The 16,303-nt window shown below is 52.5% G+C and carries 14 protein-coding genes; 6 read left to right on the forward strand and 8 right to left on the reverse strand.

Annotation, left to right across the window (positions count from 1 at the left end):
- Positions 1-31: 31 nt before the first annotated feature.
- Both D3H35_RS07105 and D3H35_RS07110 read right to left on the reverse strand, forming a co-directional pair.
- Complete coding sequence (locus D3H35_RS07105) at positions 32-664, reverse strand: GNAT family N-acetyltransferase (protein ID WP_119148395.1); 633 nt, start codon at positions 662-664, stop codon at positions 32-34.
- Between the two features lie 23 nt (positions 665-687).
- A complete protein-coding gene (locus D3H35_RS07110) occupies positions 688-1,449 on the reverse strand; it encodes an MBL fold metallo-hydrolase (RefSeq protein ID WP_233567800.1) in 762 nt (253 codons plus the stop codon).
- Between the two features lie 951 nt (positions 1,450-2,400).
- Here D3H35_RS07110 and D3H35_RS07115 point away from each other — a divergent pair.
- The 3 genes from D3H35_RS07115 to acsA all read left to right on the forward strand — a co-directional run bounded on the left by D3H35_RS07115 (position 2,401) and on the right by acsA (position 5,740).
- The gene (locus D3H35_RS07115) at positions 2,401-3,072 is read left to right on the forward strand and encodes a Crp/Fnr family transcriptional regulator (protein WP_119148396.1); all 672 of its coding nucleotides are present in this window, start codon (positions 2,401-2,403) and stop codon (positions 3,070-3,072) included.
- Positions 3,073-3,139: 67 nt separating this feature from the next.
- On the forward strand, positions 3,140-3,694 hold the full coding sequence (locus D3H35_RS07120; protein ID WP_119148397.1) for a redoxin domain-containing protein: 555 nt from the start codon (positions 3,140-3,142) through the stop codon (positions 3,692-3,694).
- A gap of 321 nt (positions 3,695-4,015) precedes the next feature.
- The gene (gene acsA, locus D3H35_RS07125) at positions 4,016-5,740 is read left to right on the forward strand and encodes an acetate--CoA ligase (protein WP_119148398.1); all 1,725 of its coding nucleotides are present in this window, start codon (positions 4,016-4,018) and stop codon (positions 5,738-5,740) included.
- Between the two features lie 43 nt (positions 5,741-5,783).
- On the opposite strand, the gene D3H35_RS07130 is transcribed toward acsA, so the two are convergent.
- Together D3H35_RS07130 and D3H35_RS07135 are read right to left on the reverse strand one after the other, a co-directional pair.
- Positions 5,784-6,227 (reverse strand): S24/S26 family peptidase, encoded by a 444-nt coding sequence (locus D3H35_RS07130; RefSeq protein ID WP_119148399.1) that lies wholly within the window; start codon positions 6,225-6,227, stop codon positions 5,784-5,786.
- On the reverse strand, positions 6,224-7,027 hold the full coding sequence (locus D3H35_RS07135; protein ID WP_119148400.1) for a hypothetical protein: 804 nt from the start codon (positions 7,025-7,027) through the stop codon (positions 6,224-6,226). The genes D3H35_RS07130 and D3H35_RS07135 overlap by 4 nt, the downstream gene beginning before the upstream one ends.
- Before the next feature lie 219 nt (positions 7,028-7,246).
- Here D3H35_RS07135 and D3H35_RS07140 point away from each other — a divergent pair, with 219 nt between their 5' ends.
- Positions 7,247-8,809, forward strand: coding sequence for an OmpL47-type beta-barrel domain-containing protein (locus tag D3H35_RS07140; RefSeq protein ID WP_119148401.1), 1,563 nt, complete (start codon positions 7,247-7,249; stop codon positions 8,807-8,809).
- A 12-nt stretch (positions 8,810-8,821) separates the two neighbouring features.
- Positions 8,822-8,986: a hypothetical protein gene (locus D3H35_RS30615; protein ID WP_158593981.1), complete on the forward strand. Its 165-nt coding sequence runs from the start codon at positions 8,822-8,824 to the stop codon at positions 8,984-8,986.
- Positions 8,987-9,064: 78 nt separating this feature from the next.
- Here the strand turns inward: D3H35_RS30615 and D3H35_RS07145 are convergent, their stop codons facing one another.
- The 4 genes from D3H35_RS07145 to rpsD all read right to left on the reverse strand — a co-directional run bounded on the left by D3H35_RS07145 (position 9,065) and on the right by rpsD (position 13,913).
- Positions 9,065-12,124 (reverse strand): penicillin-binding protein 1A, encoded by a 3,060-nt coding sequence (locus D3H35_RS07145; RefSeq protein ID WP_233567802.1) that lies wholly within the window; start codon positions 12,122-12,124, stop codon positions 9,065-9,067.
- Positions 12,125-12,365: 241 nt separating this feature from the next.
- Positions 12,366-12,872, reverse strand: a complete 507-nt coding sequence (locus tag D3H35_RS07150; protein ID WP_119148535.1) for a ferritin — start codon at positions 12,870-12,872, stop codon at positions 12,366-12,368.
- Between the two features lie 84 nt (positions 12,873-12,956).
- Positions 12,957-13,166 (reverse strand): hypothetical protein, encoded by a 210-nt coding sequence (locus D3H35_RS07155; RefSeq protein ID WP_233567803.1) that lies wholly within the window; start codon positions 13,164-13,166, stop codon positions 12,957-12,959.
- A 147-nt stretch (positions 13,167-13,313) separates the two neighbouring features.
- Positions 13,314-13,913, reverse strand: coding sequence for a 30S ribosomal protein S4 (gene rpsD, locus D3H35_RS07160; RefSeq protein ID WP_119148402.1), 600 nt, complete (start codon positions 13,911-13,913; stop codon positions 13,314-13,316).
- A 347-nt stretch (positions 13,914-14,260) separates the two neighbouring features.
- Between rpsD and D3H35_RS07165 the strand changes: the two genes are divergently transcribed.
- Positions 14,261-16,213, forward strand: coding sequence for a sensor domain-containing diguanylate cyclase (locus tag D3H35_RS07165; RefSeq protein WP_119148403.1), 1,953 nt, complete (start codon positions 14,261-14,263; stop codon positions 16,211-16,213).
- The last annotated feature ends 90 nt before the right edge of the window (positions 16,214-16,303 follow it).

Consider the following 16,303-nt stretch of genomic DNA (forward strand, 5'->3'; position numbering starts at 1 on the left):
GCGCCGCCTGCCTTTCCATTCTCTTTGGACGTTAGTACATGAAACGCTGTCGGAATCGGACTCGGTCGAATCGCTCCGCGGAAGAGAGCGGTACGTCTTTTCCGATTCTTACCATGAGGCAATTGGCGGGATGGGCGCATATTTCCGGGTCATCCGTAGCAAACCACACCATGCCGACCGTTTTCATGAGATTTTCCATCATTTCGCGGTATTCCCAGACGTTCAGTCGGCTGCCTTCAAGATCCCAATGCCAATAATATTCGGTCGTATAGACGATGACGTTATCGAGTTGCTCGTCCGCGAACGCGGTTGCGATCAAAGCTTTGGCTATGCCAAGCCCTCGATATTCGTCGGCCACCTCGATGGCGCCGAGCTCGATGAGATCGTCCATGCCGCCTTCTGACCAACGTTCGAGCTCGTCGGGATAATGAAATGTGACATATCCGACGATCAAATCACCTTCCCGCGCGGCGATGATTCTACCTTCGGGCAATTCCGCGATTTCGACGAGCGCCGCATGCTGCTCGGCTGGACGGCGGAACGCATCCAAGGCGGGGTGAAGCTTGCAGCGTCGCAGCTTTTCGGGAGCTATCGGACCTTCGACAAGGAGGAGACGGCCTTCCCGTTCCACCGTTCGCGTCACAAACGTTTTGAAATGTTCCATGCGGCCTCCTCTTGGGTCTAGGTCTATTGGTGCGGAGAAGCTTTGCAGGCAATTTCGAGAATGCGAGCCCGTATGTCGCCTCTATACAGTCCGCCATGATAGCAGATGACGGTGTCTATATCAAACGATGCCAGCTGTTGGAGTGATAAGAGAGCCTGCTCCAAATTCGGCGTCGTCTCGGGAGACGGTCCGCAAAGATTGCCGTCTACAACGGTCAGAGCGTCTCCGGCAATTAACGTCTTTGTCGGCTCATGGTACAAGCTAATGTGCCCGGGCGAATGGCCCGGCGTATCGATGACGACGATTCCGCCGTACCACGGAAGTCTCTCACCGCCTCGTACCGTTCGATCGACGGGAGCGCTTGGCGGGTTCAGCATGAGCGCTTTGAGACCGAGCTTGAACTGCTCCGGAATTTCCGGCGGGAGGCGATCGATGGATGCAATCGCTTCGTCGGAAAATTTAAGCAGTCTTCGTTCTCCTTGAATGTAAAGCTTTTCGGCTTCGTGCGCAAGCACCTGCAGGGCAGGGGCGAGCTCGTTGGCTAGCTCCGGCAAGTTTCCGATATGATCGATGTCCTGGTGGGTGATAACGACGCGGCTTATTTTATCGAAAGGCAAACCTGCTTTTTCGACAGCCTCGCGAAGCTGGCCGATTTGCCGGGGAAAGCCGGTATCCACCAGTAAGGCCGATTGATTGTCCCACAGCAGAGCAGGGTGTACGGTATCGATTCGTCCGAGCACCGGCGCGGCAATATCGAGCATGGCGATTCCATCAGCTATTCTCAATGCGATCACTCCTCGGTATAGTCGATACCCGCCGGGATATCTGCCTAACTTATAGTAGAGGAGTCTGAGTCATGTGTAAATATCAAATTTTATTATTATAACACAAAAATAAATATTTGTCAATATACAAATTCGATGGGTGTTGTTCGTCTGCGATAATGTTGCTAGGGGACAGGCAGTTTTGCAAAGTGTACATCTACCCAATCACAAAAAAATGCTAATACCTGAGAAGATTGAATCAAGAGATGATTGAGTTGGTAGATCTAATGTATGATGAGGAATAGATAATTGGTTTCGACTCCATAAACACTAGAGGAAGAAAATTAAAATGAATTGTTATAATCATGATAAAGAGGAAACTGAAACAAGTTGTAACTTATGCAAAAAGTTCTTATGCAATCAATGTATCAATTCGGAGGATGGTTATTGTTGGTTCTGTTCTTATGAAATTAGTTCAGGATTGCATCAACAAAGAATTGATCATGAGATTGCAGTAAAGCGATTTAAAGAATATTTATATTGTTTTCTAGTTTATGAATGTAGTTATTTGCTCATATCTTTAATGTTTGGGCTATCAAGTATGCTTCTTTTTGTTTTTGAAATTCCTTACATATTGATAATAGGTGTACCGGTTTCACTATTAATTGAATGGGTTATTGAAGCAAAAGTCGGTAAGTTTGATTATAGGTTGAAGTATATAATTGGTTTGGCATTTTATTTGCTTTCAGCATTGTTGTGTACTATTTCTATTTTTGGTATTGAATACTTTGAAGGATTCTCGGTATTAACAATTTCCGTTGCGCTATCGTTCTTTTTTATTTTAAGAATATTAAGAAGCAATAGAAAACGATCGATTATATTGGTTTCAAGCATAGGTTATTTGCTTTTAATATTTGTAACCTTCTTAATGATATTCAATAGCTAGATTACAAGGAGTTGAACAAATTTCGCATGATATCGGAATCTCTGACTTCGCGGGTATTGGATTCTTTCCCTTGTTTGAGCGCGGTTACCGCCGAGGAATGGAACGAAGCGCAGCCGACAGTGCGTACATTCCCAGCAAAATCTTGCATTTTTCAGCGAAAGGATGCATCTTCCTACGGAATGTTTCTGCTGAGCGGCACCGCTCGCATAAGCCGGATCGCAGAGGATGGCGGTGAATCCGTCATAAGCATACTCAAGGCGGGTGAGGTGTGTGCTCTGCTCGTGCTAAGTGGTCTCAGCGACCGCGATTACCCGGGGGCCCTAACAGCCGAGTCGGAAGTCGAAGCGCTTTTTGTTGCGAAGCAAAGTTTTCTTAACTGGCTGCAGACGCATGCAGAAATCCGGAGCGTCGTGTTCGGAGGCTTGCTGGATAACCTCCTTAGCATAAGCGTGCAATATGATGGGCGTCGGTTGGAGCCATTGGATGGACGGTTAGCAAAAGCATTGCTGCGGACGACTTCTGAGCAAAAGCAGCTGTTGAACATGACGCATCATGAGTTGGCCGTAGAGATCGGTTCTGCCCGTGAAGTCGTAAGCCGCGCGTTGCGGCGTTATCGACAACGGGGATGGATCGAGACAGGACGCGGCTGGATTCGAATTGTTCGCCGTGAGGAATTGGAATCGATGTTAGGTGACTAGGTTACGGAAGCTATGCGCACCTCTTGGTAACATTGAGATGCAACTCATTTACTAGGAGGTTTTTTCTATGGTTCGCTTACTTCAACCGGGCATGATCGCCCCAACATTCTCTACTACCGACATCAATGGCAATTCCTTAGCTTTGGAAAGCTATCGGAGTCGTAAAGTGCTGCTCTCTTTTTTTCGTTTTTCTGCTTGCGCTTTGTGCAATTTGCGAGTGCACCGGTTAATCGGCCGGTACCCTCAGTGGCAGCGTCAAGGCATGGACGTCATCGCCGTGTTTGAATCCCCCCTATCGAACATGAAGACCTATGTAGGCGCTCAGAATGCTCCGTTCCTGCTGGTAGCCGATCCAATGGCTGCTCTTTATGAATTGTACGGTATCGAGACTTCCGAAGAGAAAGTGCAGGCAACATTGGCTGATGCCCACACCAAAGATTATATAGCTGAGGCAGTTGCTGCCGGTTTCGAGCTTACCCCCGAAAAAGACTCTAATTTCCATAGAATTCCGGCTGATTTTTTAATCGACGAGAATGGAATCGTGCAGGGTGTCCATTACAATCAGCTTATCACCGACCATCTGGACTTCGTGGCGATTGACCGTTTTGCAAGCAACGGTTAATTTATGCTAAGACATCGAGAAAAAGCCCGAGACTAGTTTGTCTTCACGAGCTAACCAGACTGAATATAAGAATTATATTGGCAATGATCGCTATAAAAATATTTGGAAAGGCAAAACCGTACTGCTTTCCGTTTCGACTCCCCCGTGCTGATTAAAGGACGATTTTTGGACGGTTCAGTTATCTTTTTTGCCCCGGATTACCCATCCCTTCCGTTCCGTCTCTATGTTATAATGGCTGTGGCGAGAACGTGGTTTCTCGGTTTTGTGAAAGCGTATTCCATAAAATGATTTTGGCATTTCCAATGGGAAGGTGATGGAGAAGTGGCGCCTGAGCAGGAAGAAAAATTGGCCGTAACGGCAACGGTGTCTAACATGGCTTCATACGAGGAAGCGGTCGAATCGTTCCGTTGGGAAGACGTCGAAGCGCAATTCGCCTGGAGCGAGACTGGCAAAGTCAATATGGCTTACGAAGCGATTGACCGTCATGTCGAGAACGGGAAGGGCGACAAAATCGCGCTTCATTACAGCGACAACAACAGGGACGAAAGCTATACGTTCGCGGACCTGGCGCGCGAGTCGAATCGCTTCGCCAATGTGCTCCGCAAGCTTGGCGTAGGAAAAGGCGACCGGGTATTCATTTTTATGCCGCGTACTCCGGAGCTGTATTTTAGTCTGCTCGGAGCGCTTAAAATAGGAGCGGTTGTAGGCCCCTTGTTCGAAGCGTTCATGGAGACGGCGGTCAGGGATCGGCTGCAGGACAGCGGGGCCGTTGCCATCGTGACTACTCCTTCGCTCGTGTCGCGCGTTCCGCGGCCGGAATTGCCGGAGCTGAACCATGTCATCATATACGGAGACGACGTGGCCGCAAGCGACGGAGTCGTTGACTTCCGCCAAGCGATGGCCGAGGCGTCCGATGAAGCCGATGTCGAATGGCTTAGCCGGGAAGACGGGCTCATTCTTCATTACACATCGGGATCCACGGGCAAGCCCAAAGGCATCTTTCACGTGCAGAACGCCATGCTGCAGCATTACCATACGGGGCGGATCGTGCTTGATTTGCGCGAGGATGACGTCTACTGGTGCACCGCCGATCCGGGCTGGGTGACGGGAACGTCGTACGGAATTTTCGCCCCTTGGCTGAACGGTGCAACGAACGTCGTTCGCGGAGGCCGCTTCAGTCCCCAAGATTGGTACGCTACGATTGAAAAATATAAAGTGACGGTATGGTATAGCGCGCCGACTGCGTTCCGGATGCTGATGGGAGCGGGCGACGACGCGGTGAAGCCGTTCGATCTGTCCACCCTTCGCCATGTGCTTAGCGTCGGAGAGCCTCTGAATCCGGAGGTCGTCCGATGGGGCAATAAAGTGTACGGGCAACGAATTCACGATACGTGGTGGATGACGGAAACCGGAGGCCAGCTTATTTGCAATTACCCGTCGATGCCGATCAAGCCGGGCTCGATGGGCCGTCCGGTACCGGGCGTTCAAGCGGCGATTATCGACGACCAAGGCAACGAGCTGCCGGCTTTTCGGATGGGCAACTTGGCCATCCGTACGCCATGGCCTTCGATGATGCGCAAGGTATGGAACAATCCGGCCAAATACGAAGAGTATTTCCGCATACCGGGATGGTACGTATCGGGCGATTCCGCATACCGCGACGAAGAAGGCTACTTCTGGTTCCAGGGCCGAATCGACGATGTCATTAACACATCCGGCGAACGGGTAGGGCCTTTCGAGGTGGAGAGCAAGCTGGTCGAGCATCCGGCTGTAGCGGAAGCGGGCGTCATCGGCAAGCCGGATCCGCTTCGCGGGGAAATCATCAAGGCGTTCATCTCTCTTCGCGAAGGCTTCGAGCCGTCGGAGGAGCTGAAAGCCGACATCTCGCTTTTCGTTAAGAAAGGATTGTCGGCTCACGCCGCACCTCGCGAAATCGAGTTCAAAGATAAGCTGCCGAAGACGCGAAGCGGCAAAATCATGAGAAGGGTTCTGAAAGCTTGGGAGCTCAACTTGCCGACGGGTGATCTATCCACGATCGAAGATTAAAGCGATGGGAAAGAGAAGCCTCGAGGGCCACTTTTACGAGTGGTCATCGAGGCTTCTTTATATTCATGCCGAGCCGTATTACGAAGGAGAGGGATGGGATTGCGACGATGAGCCGTCCCCACAAGAAGGAGACGAAGCTGTCCGCACGTCGGACTCTGGCGTTGTCATTGCGGACGGCAGCCAGTCTGCCGACGATTTGCTCGGGCGAGATTGGCTCGTCCCAATTGCGGTTGGAATCCCCTTTGCACAAGATGGAGGGGCTGCAGCCCGGCGACAATTCGCGATGGTAGCGGTGGCCCACCAGCTGACCTTGTCGGGAGACGAACAGGATAACCTCTCCTACACGCAGCCTCGAAGGAGGGACGAAGCGGCACACTTGTCCTTCCTTGAGGTAGGGATACATGCTTTTTCCGTGAGCAGGGAGCTCAAGGCTTCCTCTTGAACGAATAAGCTGCCGAATATCGTCCGCGCGCAATAGATCGCTCACATGACTTCCTCCCAGAACGACTCGTTTTGAACAAAATGAAAATCGTAGACGGGAACCAAGCCGACCATCCGTTTGCACAGGCGAAGTGCCTTGGCGTTCTCGGCCGGGCTGTGCGCCCAATGGAAGACGGTCGTCAACAGCTTAAGCAGTCCGTCGGAGCTTCGCATAAGCAGCCGCCTATTCCGGGGCGCTTGCCGAAGAAATTGAATGCCGGCCAGCGGATGGGCTTCCGAGCCGGAGCTAGCGTGAATATCGCTGCGGAAGGGGGAGTTGAATGCGACAACGCGGCCGCTTTCGATTTTTACGATGGATGCTTCGTCCGATAGAATCGGCCTCGGGTAAGAGTGCCTCACGACAGTGGACTTGCCTGCGCCAGACGGGCCGGCAAACAAATAAGCGCGTTCGCCCTTCAACACGCAGGAAGAGTGAACGAGAAGCCCCCATTCGCGGTTCGTAATAAAAGCGCTGTATAGCTGAAGCAAGGCATGCTTCAAGGAGAAGCCGTCAAACGCCTCGATCCGAACGTTGTAATAAGCCGTATCGGCTGTAATTCGATAATCCGCCCTCGCAAATACAACCCCGTCGTTCGATTGACTTACGGCGACCTCATAGCCGGAGAACGGAACTCCGAACCCTTCATCAATGCGAATATTCATATCCGCGGCGTCCGTATAATCCGCAACGCGCTCCCTGAACGGGCCGAAGGCAAGCTCCAAATAATGGCCGAGCGATGCCGAGGAACAATCGATAAAGAGGCGATGCTCCGCGATTTTGCATATTTCCCTATCGTTCCATGTCACACTGATAACCCCTTTTAGGATACGATTCGTATCATAATAAATGTAATACAATAAAAAGTTCGCTGTCAATGAACAACTGGGAGGCAACTGGCTAGCCGCATGAAAGTCATTTTCAAAATGCGTCTTAAGATACATTTTGTAACCATTGTGAATTATGATACAATACGTACTAGCGATTCATATCGAAAGGTGTTTGGACAAGTCGAAAGGAGCAAAGGAATGAGAAGAAACCGTCGAAAAGCTGTAAAAACGATCGTATCGCTAGTTGCAATCCTAGTACTCTCCATTGCGATGGCTCTCCCTGCATACGCAGCCATTATCGACAACGGAACTGTGCAGCTTGGCATTAATCCGGAGGGTCATTTCAATGTGGAAGGCGGAACGGAGTCGTTGCCAAGCGATTCCACAACGGCTGTAGGATTGCGCTACATTCCGACCAACGGAGAGGCGACCGCTCCCGGATGTTTCTGCGAAGGATGGGGCGTCGCCAATGCGGATGCCGCAACAGGAATATTCGCCGGGTTCGCCAACATAGCGACGGACGGAGGCGCTAAAGGGCTCGTGTTGCTGCCGGAGACGGGAGTGACGGATACGGCCGACAAGACGAAAGAGGAATCGGAGGGCAGCGCCTTTAAATCCGTCGTATCGGCCGGAGGCGGCCGATTGAAGGTGACGCATCATTACAAGCCTTCCGCCTCGCCGAATTTGTACGAAGTGGAAATTACAGTCGAGAATACGGGCAAACGGCCGATCGGGGATCTTCGCTATCGCCGCGTCATGGATTGGGACATTGCGCCGGTAACGTTCAGCGAATTCGTTGAAATCCACGTCGGCGAAGCCAGTAACGTCATATTGGCGACGACGGACGGATTTCAATCCGCGAATCCGCTGTCGAGTCCGGGCCCGAACATCGGCACGCCGCCGACAACTCTTCATCCGGGCTCGCCGGACTATGTGGCGCGCAGCGCGTCGGATCAAGGCTCCTTGTTCGATTTCGGCTTCGGGGAGCTTAAGGCGGGCGAGAAAAAAACGTTCAAAACTTACTACGGGGCAGCGGAGAATCGCAAGGAAGCGTTGAATGCATTGTCCGCCGTCGGGGCGGAAGTGTACTCCTTCGGAATACCGAGCGATCCTGCGACCGGCGCGCCTAGCCTGAATGGCCCTCATATTTTCATTTTTGCGTTCGGTGAGGTTGGCGGAGATTCGGTCGATACGATTGCTCCGACGACGACTTTGGTCGCCTCTTCCGCGAAGCCGGCGCAAGCGAACGGCTGGTTCAGCTCCGATATTACCGTAACGCTCAACGCTGTCGATAAGCTTCCCGGCTCCAAGGTCGACAAGACATACTACCGTATCGACGGAGGCGCTTGGAAAGAATACTCCGCACCTTTTCAATTCAGCTCGGATAAAAATTACAAGGTCGATTACTACAGCAAAGACCTGGCAGGCAACATCGAGCTCGAGAAGTCAACGACGCTGAAGCTGGACAAGACGTCTCCCGTTACTCGCTATGGTCTGCAAAAAATAGAGGCTGTGAACAAGAAGGGGACGACTTACATTGCGGGATTCAAGGTTACATTAAAGCCCGAGGATCAATTGTCAGGCGTAAGCCACACCTTTTATCGAATAAACGGCGGCGGATGGACGGCCTACACCGATCCTTTCGAAATTAGCGCCAATAACACGCGCACGTTGGAATACTACACCGTGGACAACGCGGGCAATGTGGAAATAAGCAACGTCATGGACTTCGTTAACGGGACCTTCACAGGTGCGAAATAGGAGGTGAGTCTGTTGAACAGGCCGAACGAATGGGCATACACGGCTCCGCAAGTATTGCTTCACGAGAATGTACGGTTTGAAACGATTATTTCCGGCGGCGGCGAAGAACAGAGCGACTATTGGGAGTTCCAGCAGTCGGATACCGAGTTTTGGATTCGGGCGAACATCAAGGAATAGGCCGAGAACGAACAACAAAAAAATCACCCTTGACCATGCGGTCTCGGGTGATTTTTTTGACTTTCATCTAGAAGCGGGTTAGTTGGCTGCCTTTACTTCCAGGGATGCTGACGGGGTCGATTCGCTTCCCGCCGCATTGACGGCAACGATGCGATACCAGCCTGCCGTCAGCGGAGCGATGTACTCGAAGCCTGCTGAGTCCGAGGAGCCGAGCAGCTTGTACTTGCCGTTCTCCGTTGCGCTGTACCATACCTGGTACAGGCTTATTTGATCGGTTCCAGGATTGTCGTTCCAAGACAGCGTAACGCCGATTTCGCTCGTTTGCCCTTTCAATCCCGTTGGGGCGGAAGGGGCGCCGTCATTCGGATTGCCTGTCGTTCCGGAGCCGCCTTCCGTTCCCGGATTGGTAGTTGTGCCTCCGTTGCCGTTGCCGTTGCCGTTACCGTTTCCGGTGCCCGGCAACGGCATGTTCGGATCGGGCTCCGACAGCTCGCCTCTCGAATTGACGATTTCGCTCGGCTTCGATTCCTGACCGACAACATCGACCGCGGTGACGTAATAGCTGTACGTAACGCCGGCGGGCAAGCTTGTCAAAAACTTCGTTTCTTCGCCGGTCAGAATCGATTTTTCGATTTTTTCATATGCGCCGCCATTGGATGAGCGGTATAAGCGATAACCGGCTACGTCTGAAGGAGCTACGGCCGCGAACGAAATCCGGATCTGGCCGTTCAGCGTCTCGGCCGCAATATTGCCGGGCGCAGGAGGCGCGCTGCCGTCGTCCTTGCGAGGGTCCGTTTTGGACGGGGCGCTGTCCTTCGCATCCGTAGGCAAGTAATAGGCCAGCGGTTTTCTTGTATTGGCCGCCGTTTTCCCTAGCGCGACCTGCAGCTCCTCCATCAGCTCGTCGAGAGGCTTTTCGCGTTTGACGACGATGGCGTCTCGGAGAAGATCCTCCGGCGTCTCCGGGAGCGGAACGTAATTGACTCCGTTGTAAGAGATGACCTTCATCTTAACGAGGGCGTCATCCTCTTCGGTCGGGATGAACTTCTTGTTGAAGATGTCGCTGACAAGCATACCGGCCTCTCTCGTCAGCTCGGTCGGAAGCTTGCCGCTGACGCTGGAAACGGTCATCGTTACGAGCCCGCTTGGCTTAGCGAACGATTTCGTCGGGAAAAGCTCGGGCTTGGCATCCGTTACCGAGGACATGATCTTGGCCCAGATAAGCTTGGCACGATCGTGGCCTGCCTTGGACAAAGTATGGATTTGTTTTTCGTAGCCTACCCATACTCCAAGCGTCATGTCCGGGGTGAACCCTTCGAACCAGACATCGCCGTAATTTTGCGTCGTTCCGGTTTTGCCCGCGATCGGTATTTTGCCGAAATTTTTGAAATTGTTTTTGACCATTGTCGCGGTTCCGTTCGTGACGACCGTTCCGAGCATGTCCGTCATCAAGTAAGCGGACTGCTCCGAGGCTACCCGTTTGGGATCGGCTTTGTGCGTGTATACGGGCTTTCCGTCGGCCGTCTCGATCTTCTCGATCAAATAAGCGTCGTTGAAAATGCCCTTGTTGGCGATGGCCCCGTATGCATTCGTCAGCTCTTCGACGGACACGCCGTACTTCAGACCGCCGATAACGCCGGTTTGCGCGTGATAGTCGTCCTCGGTCAAGGTCGTGATGCCGAGCGATTGAACGTACTTCCATGCTTCGGGTATCGTAACCTTGTCCAGAAAAATTTTGAGGGCGGGCACGTTGAGCGATTTGTTGAGCGCCGTGCGTGCGGTGACGAGACCCGAATATTTGCCGTTGGAGTTTTTCGGAATATGCTTGCTCGTTCCGGCATTGTCGAGAATGACCGGCGAATCGTCAAGAACGCTCGCGGGCTGGATAAGTCCTTTTTCGATCGCCGGAAGATAGGCGCCGATCGGTTTCATAGCGGAGCCCGGCTGACGAGTCATTTGGGTCGCGAAATTCATCTGCTCGATGTGGAAATCGCGGCCTTCAATCATGCCAAGAATGGCACCGGTCTTATGGTCCAGCATGACGGCAGCCGTCTGCTCGACGCCCTTGATCCGGTTGTCGGGAGAGAAGTTCTCCGGATTCTCGGCGATGTCATGCATGAGATCGTACACTTTCTTATCGATGGTAGTCGTTACTTTGTAGCCGCCCCGGAGCAGTTGCATACGCGCATCCTCGATGAGGGAGTCGTTCTCCTTCTTCTTCAGATCGGCGAGCGTCAAATCCGGGTTTTGCGTAAGGACAAGCTGCTCTGCGGCTTGCCGTTCGACTTCCAGCATGAGGTAAGGATAGGTGTTATAAGCTTTTTCGGACGGCTTGGCCAGCGACTTGAAGAGGTCGAAGCCGGCCGCCTCGTCGTGCTCGGCTTGCGAAATTTTGCCTTCCTCCAGCATTCGGCGAAGGACGAGCTTCTGGCGTTCTACCGCGCGGTTGAACTTCTTCTCGTTGAATTCTCCCTTGCTGGTGAACGCCGAGTAGAGCGACGGCAGCTGCGGGAGACCCGCCAAGTATGCCGATTGAGCGAGGTTGAGGTCGGCGAGATCTTTGCCGAATATCCCTTTGGCCGCCGCTTTGATCCCGTACAGATTATAGCCGGACGAGCCGTTACCGTAAGGTACCTTGTTCAAGTAAGCGGTAATGATCTGCGGCTTGCTCAAGTATCGTTCGAGTCGAAGGGACAGAAAAATTTCCTTCGCTTTGCGGCTCGTCGTCTGGTCGAGCGTCAGGAACACTTGTCTGGCAAGCTGCTGCGTAATCGTACTTCCGCCCGTCTGGACGCTCTCGTTGAGCAGCTGCTGCTTGACGGCACGGAATAAGCCGTTCGTGTCGATTCCGACGTGAGAGAAGAAGTTTTTATCCTCCGTGGCGACAACCGCGTCGATGATCGACTTCGGAATTTGCTCGTAAGTAACGGGCCGGCGGTCTTCTTCCGTTCGAAGCTGGCCGATCAATGAGTTGTCGCGAAAATAAGCGAACCCTGTAAGCGAGTTTTCGTTGATTTTCTCCTCGATCAAAGCTTGGCTGCGCACCGGATCGTCCTTAACGAGCGCGGCGATATACCCCGTTACGGCTCCAGCGCCGGCGAGCCCGGCCAATACGCCGAACAAGACGAGCCACAGCACCGTGAAAGCGGCGATTTTGCCGGCTGTTCGAAAGCCTTCGCCCTTACGGTTCGGCGCAGGAGGGGTAGATTGGATTTATTCATTAATAAGGCCTCCTTCAACAAACAGAACTATTATAGCATATTTACCCATGGTTTCGCCTCCTCGCGAGAGCGGCTAGGGAGTGTTCGCCAATAGTAAAAAAAGCCCTCCGGTCCCGGGAAGAGGACCGAAGGGCTTGCACGGATAGGACAGAGAGTCGTTATTCGGCGGCCGGCGGCGTAAATGCCCGCTGCAAGAACTCGGCATCGAGCATGAAGAAGGCGTTGCTGTCCTTGTCGATGCGCTTAAGCTTGTGAATGATGCTGTCGAACATGGATTCTTCCTCGACTTGCTCGTCGATGAACCATTTGAGGAATTGAATCGTTGCGTGCTCCCGATCGTTAAGAGCCAAATCCGACAGATGGTAGATGCGGCGGGTTACTTCTTTTTCATGCTCGAAGGCATGTTCGAACGCATCAAGAATCGACGAATATTCGTTAAGCGGATCGCTCATGCCGGTCAGATTAACGCGTTTGCCGCGATCGTTCAAATATTTGTATATTTTGGAGGCATGGAATCGCTCCTCCTCGGCTTGAACGACGAAGAAATTAGCGAAGCCGTCCAAGCTTTCGCCGGAACAGTACGCGGCCATAGCCAGGTAGACGTGCGCGGAGTATAATTCGAAATTCAGTTGTTCGTTGAGCGCTTCGTGCAACGTGTCTTTCATCATAGTACACACCTCGGTATGTTTTGGATGGGAATGCCTACCGAAAAGTGTACCACATTTTGATGAATCAGCCTATTCGGCGTTTTAGCTTTTCGTAAAGCTTCTCGGGAGTGGGGCGAGGACGAGATCGGATTTGCCGATGAGCGCCATGCACTGCTTCGTGCATGCCTTGCAGCTGCCGATGCAATCCTTCTTCTTGTGCTTGAATTCAGGATATTCGCGCTTGAACGCCTTGTATACGGCTTTAGAGCCCTTCGCTTTGAAGTTTCTGCAGCAGTATTTGATCTTGGTCATGCCTGCACCCGCCCTTAAAAAAAGTAACCCCAAACAGATGATAGTAATTCTCATTATCATTGTCAATAGGGAGTCGGGTATGCGGATAAAAAAAACACCCCGATCGAGAAGATCGGGGTGTTTCGTTCGCGAGCAGACGTCCGTCGATTAACGGCTGTAGAACTCGACGATTTGTTGTTCTTCGATGTCTTGGGACAGCTCGCCGCGCTCTGGCAGGCGAACGTACTTGCCTTCCATGGCGTTGGCGTTGAAGTCGATGTAGCCCGGCAGGTGATGGCGGCCTTCGATCGCTTCTTTGATCGTTTTCAGTCCGCGGCTGCGCTCGCGAAGACCGATAACGTCGCCCGGTACAACCGTGTAGGAAGCGATGTCGACTTTTTTGCCGTTGACGGTAATGTGACCGTGCGACACAAGCTGACGCGCGCCGTAACGGGAGTTGGACCAGCCGAGACGGTATACGAGGTTGTCAAGGCGGCTTTCAAGCAGGAAGAAGAAGTTCTCGCCGGCTTTACCTTGCAGCTTCGATGCGCGGTCGAACAAGTTGCGGAATTGCTTCTCGTTCAGTCCGTACATGTGGCGAAGCTTTTGTTTTTCCATCAGTTGCAAGCCGTAGCCGCTTACTTTGCGGCGTTGGTTAGCACCGTGCTGTCCCGGAGGGAAAGCGCGTTTCAATTCTTTTCCGGATCCGCTCAGGGAAATGCCCAGACGGCGGCTCAATTTAAACTTGGGACCAGTATAGCGTGACATAGTATGCAGACTCCTTTTTCAAAAGGGAATTTTTGAAAATGGGGTTTGGCTAGTGCCGGATTTCGCCGAACCGAATTGCTCGGTCCCGTCAGGATGTTCAGCCGCAGCCGGACGGTGGGAAGCCCGTGAGGGTGACACAAACGCTAAGCCCAATATTCATCAAGTTATATTATAAAATACGCAGACGGGATGTCAAGTAAAATAGCTTTATTGCGGTTGCAGACGCGTTCGTTTTTTTGTTTGCGAGCGTTAGGCCTAAAGTTCTTGGTCTATAGGACTAAGTAGTGCAAAATTCGCGCTTTCATTGTATGATGGAAGAAATGGAAGCGGAAACCGGAGGTGACGGGATGCAAGGCAGTAATAATGAAACAAGCGCGCGTTCGCCGGTTTGGAGCGTTTCCCGTCAGCATTTGCCTTCGTGGCTCGCCGAACAAGATTTGACCGAAGCGGATTTGCCATATATTCAGCCTTTATTAACGGACGCTTTCCTGGATTGGCTTGGGGAATCCGATGGATTTCCATGGCTGAGAGGACGTCTTTCGATCGTTCAGCCGAGCGGCAAGACCGTCATTCAGCATGGAGACGGCTGGTTTCCCGAATCGTGGGATGCCAAATTGATCGGAACGACGGCGGTCAGCGAGGCTCTCGATAGAATGGAACCTGCGCTCATCAATTCGGACAAGCACGCCTCGTCCTTCTTGCGGTCCTCCGATTCGATCGCGGTTCCGATTTTTACCCGGATCAAAGGGGTGGCGTTCGGCGTCGTCGTCTGCTTGTTGCCTGCAGGGACGGCAAAGCAGGAGGAGCTAAGCCTTCTCCAAGCGGCCGCCTTGCATTACCGGAGCTGCGTTTATCGGCGCTTTGAGAGCATGTTCGTCAACGGAATGCTGAGCGAGCAGAAGCAATCTCGCAGAGAGCAAAGACGGCGGGACATTCTTTTCGAGGTCATGCGCCGACTGAACGGCCATATCGACGTGGAGAACGTGCTGTCCGAGGTACTGGACAGTCTGGAGAAGCTATATCCGTTCTGCCGGGCCGATCTGTTCCTGTCCCAGGACTATTCGAGCGCGAACGAGAAAGTAAAGCCGCTCGCTTTTCACGAGCTCGACATGGATTTGTGCCGACATGCATTTTTGGACGGCCAAGTGCGAGAGGAAAGGGCGGGCGGCCGCCATCTCGTCGCCATGCCTCTAACGGGCAAGCAAGGCGTCTACGGCGTTCTTCGTCTCGATACGCCGGAGAACAATTTTGACGACGACGATTTGCGGTTTTTGACCATGCTGGCCGGAACGGCGGGAGCCGCGTTCGAGAAAGCGAAGCTTCACGAGCATGCCAACGTTCTCATCGGCGAGCTTCGCATCATCAACGAGCTGACTCAGCAGTTGAATCGCAGCCTGCGCCTCACCGACACGATGCAATTCGCCTCCGCGGAGCTGCTGCATATTTTTAACGCGGATTATTGCTGCATTTTGCAGCTAGACGCTTCGAACAACGAATTCGTCATCATGGCCGCTAACGTACCGGAATTAATCGGCGAGACTTTCTCGAGCGATTATGGATTTTGTGGTGTTATCTGGGATACGAAGGAACCGATCATTTTATCCGACTATCGTTCGGCTACGCCCGTCACATCCATGTTCATGGAAGTGACGAGCTCCCGTTCCCTGCTGGCGTCGCCGCTGCTGCTTAACGGAAACATTATCGGAGCCGTTCTTATCGGCAAGCAGCACGCGAATCATTTTTCTTACGAGAACTACAAGCTGCTTCAAGTATTGTCGACGCACCTTGGTCTTGCGATGTCCAATGCCAGCCTGCATGCCGAAGTGCGAAGAATGGTCATTACCGACAATTTGACGGGACTGTTCGCCCGGCATTATTTGAACGAGCGGATCGGTCGCAAGCTGAAGAAAGACGCCTCCGGCTCGCTTATTCTGGTGGACATCGATCATTTCAAGCGAATCAACGATACGTACGGGCATCAGGTCGGCGACAGCATCCTCATCCAGGTGAGTAACATTATTCGCAGTTCGATTCGCGAAGGCGACATCGCGGCAAGATGGGGCGGCGAGGAGCTGGCGATTTATTTGCCCCAGCTCGGTCTTGAACAGACCGGACGGGTGGCGGAACGGATTCGCGAACGAGTGGAGCTGGAGACGGATCCGCAAGTCACGGTTTCCTGCGGAATTTCCGAATGGCATTCCTCCGACGATAAGATTAGCGTAGAGTCCTTGTTTTACAGGGCGGACATGGCGCTTTACGAAGCGAAGAACAACGGTCGCAACCGCGTCGAAGCGGGTTAAACGTTCGAATAATACGCAAGCGCATAATGATAGCCGTCTCTCCGGCGTCCATATGGACGATTGGAGAGACGGCTTTTTATTTGGCAAGGA

The sequence above is a fragment of the Cohnella faecalis genome (genome assembly GCF_003570905.1).
In the GTDB taxonomy this organism is placed as follows: Bacteria; Bacillota; Bacilli; order Paenibacillales; family Paenibacillaceae; genus Cohnella; species Cohnella faecalis.

Bases quoted from the DNA above. Each gene is read 5' to 3' on its own strand.
- D3H35_RS07150 (WP_119148535.1), bottom strand. From the start codon at position 12,872: ATGAAAGACACGTTGCACGAAGCGCTCAACGAACAACTGAATTTCGAA.
- D3H35_RS07120 (WP_119148397.1), top strand. From the start codon at position 3,140: ATGGTTCGCTTACTTCAACCGGGCATGATCGCCCCAACATTCTCTACT.
- D3H35_RS07105 (WP_119148395.1), bottom strand. From the start codon at position 664: ATGGAACATTTCAAAACGTTTGTGACGCGAACGGTGGAACGGGAAGGC.
- D3H35_RS07165 (WP_119148403.1), top strand. From the start codon at position 14,261: ATGCAAGGCAGTAATAATGAAACAAGCGCGCGTTCGCCGGTTTGGAGC.
- D3H35_RS07140 (WP_119148401.1), top strand. From the start codon at position 7,247: ATGAGAAGAAACCGTCGAAAAGCTGTAAAAACGATCGTATCGCTAGTT.
- D3H35_RS07155 (WP_233567803.1), bottom strand. From the start codon at position 13,166: ATGACCAAGATCAAATACTGCTGCAGAAACTTCAAAGCGAAGGGCTCT.
- D3H35_RS07115 (WP_119148396.1), top strand. From the start codon at position 2,401: ATGATATCGGAATCTCTGACTTCGCGGGTATTGGATTCTTTCCCTTGT.
- rpsD (WP_119148402.1), bottom strand. From the start codon at position 13,913: ATGTCACGCTATACTGGTCCCAAGTTTAAATTGAGCCGCCGTCTGGGC.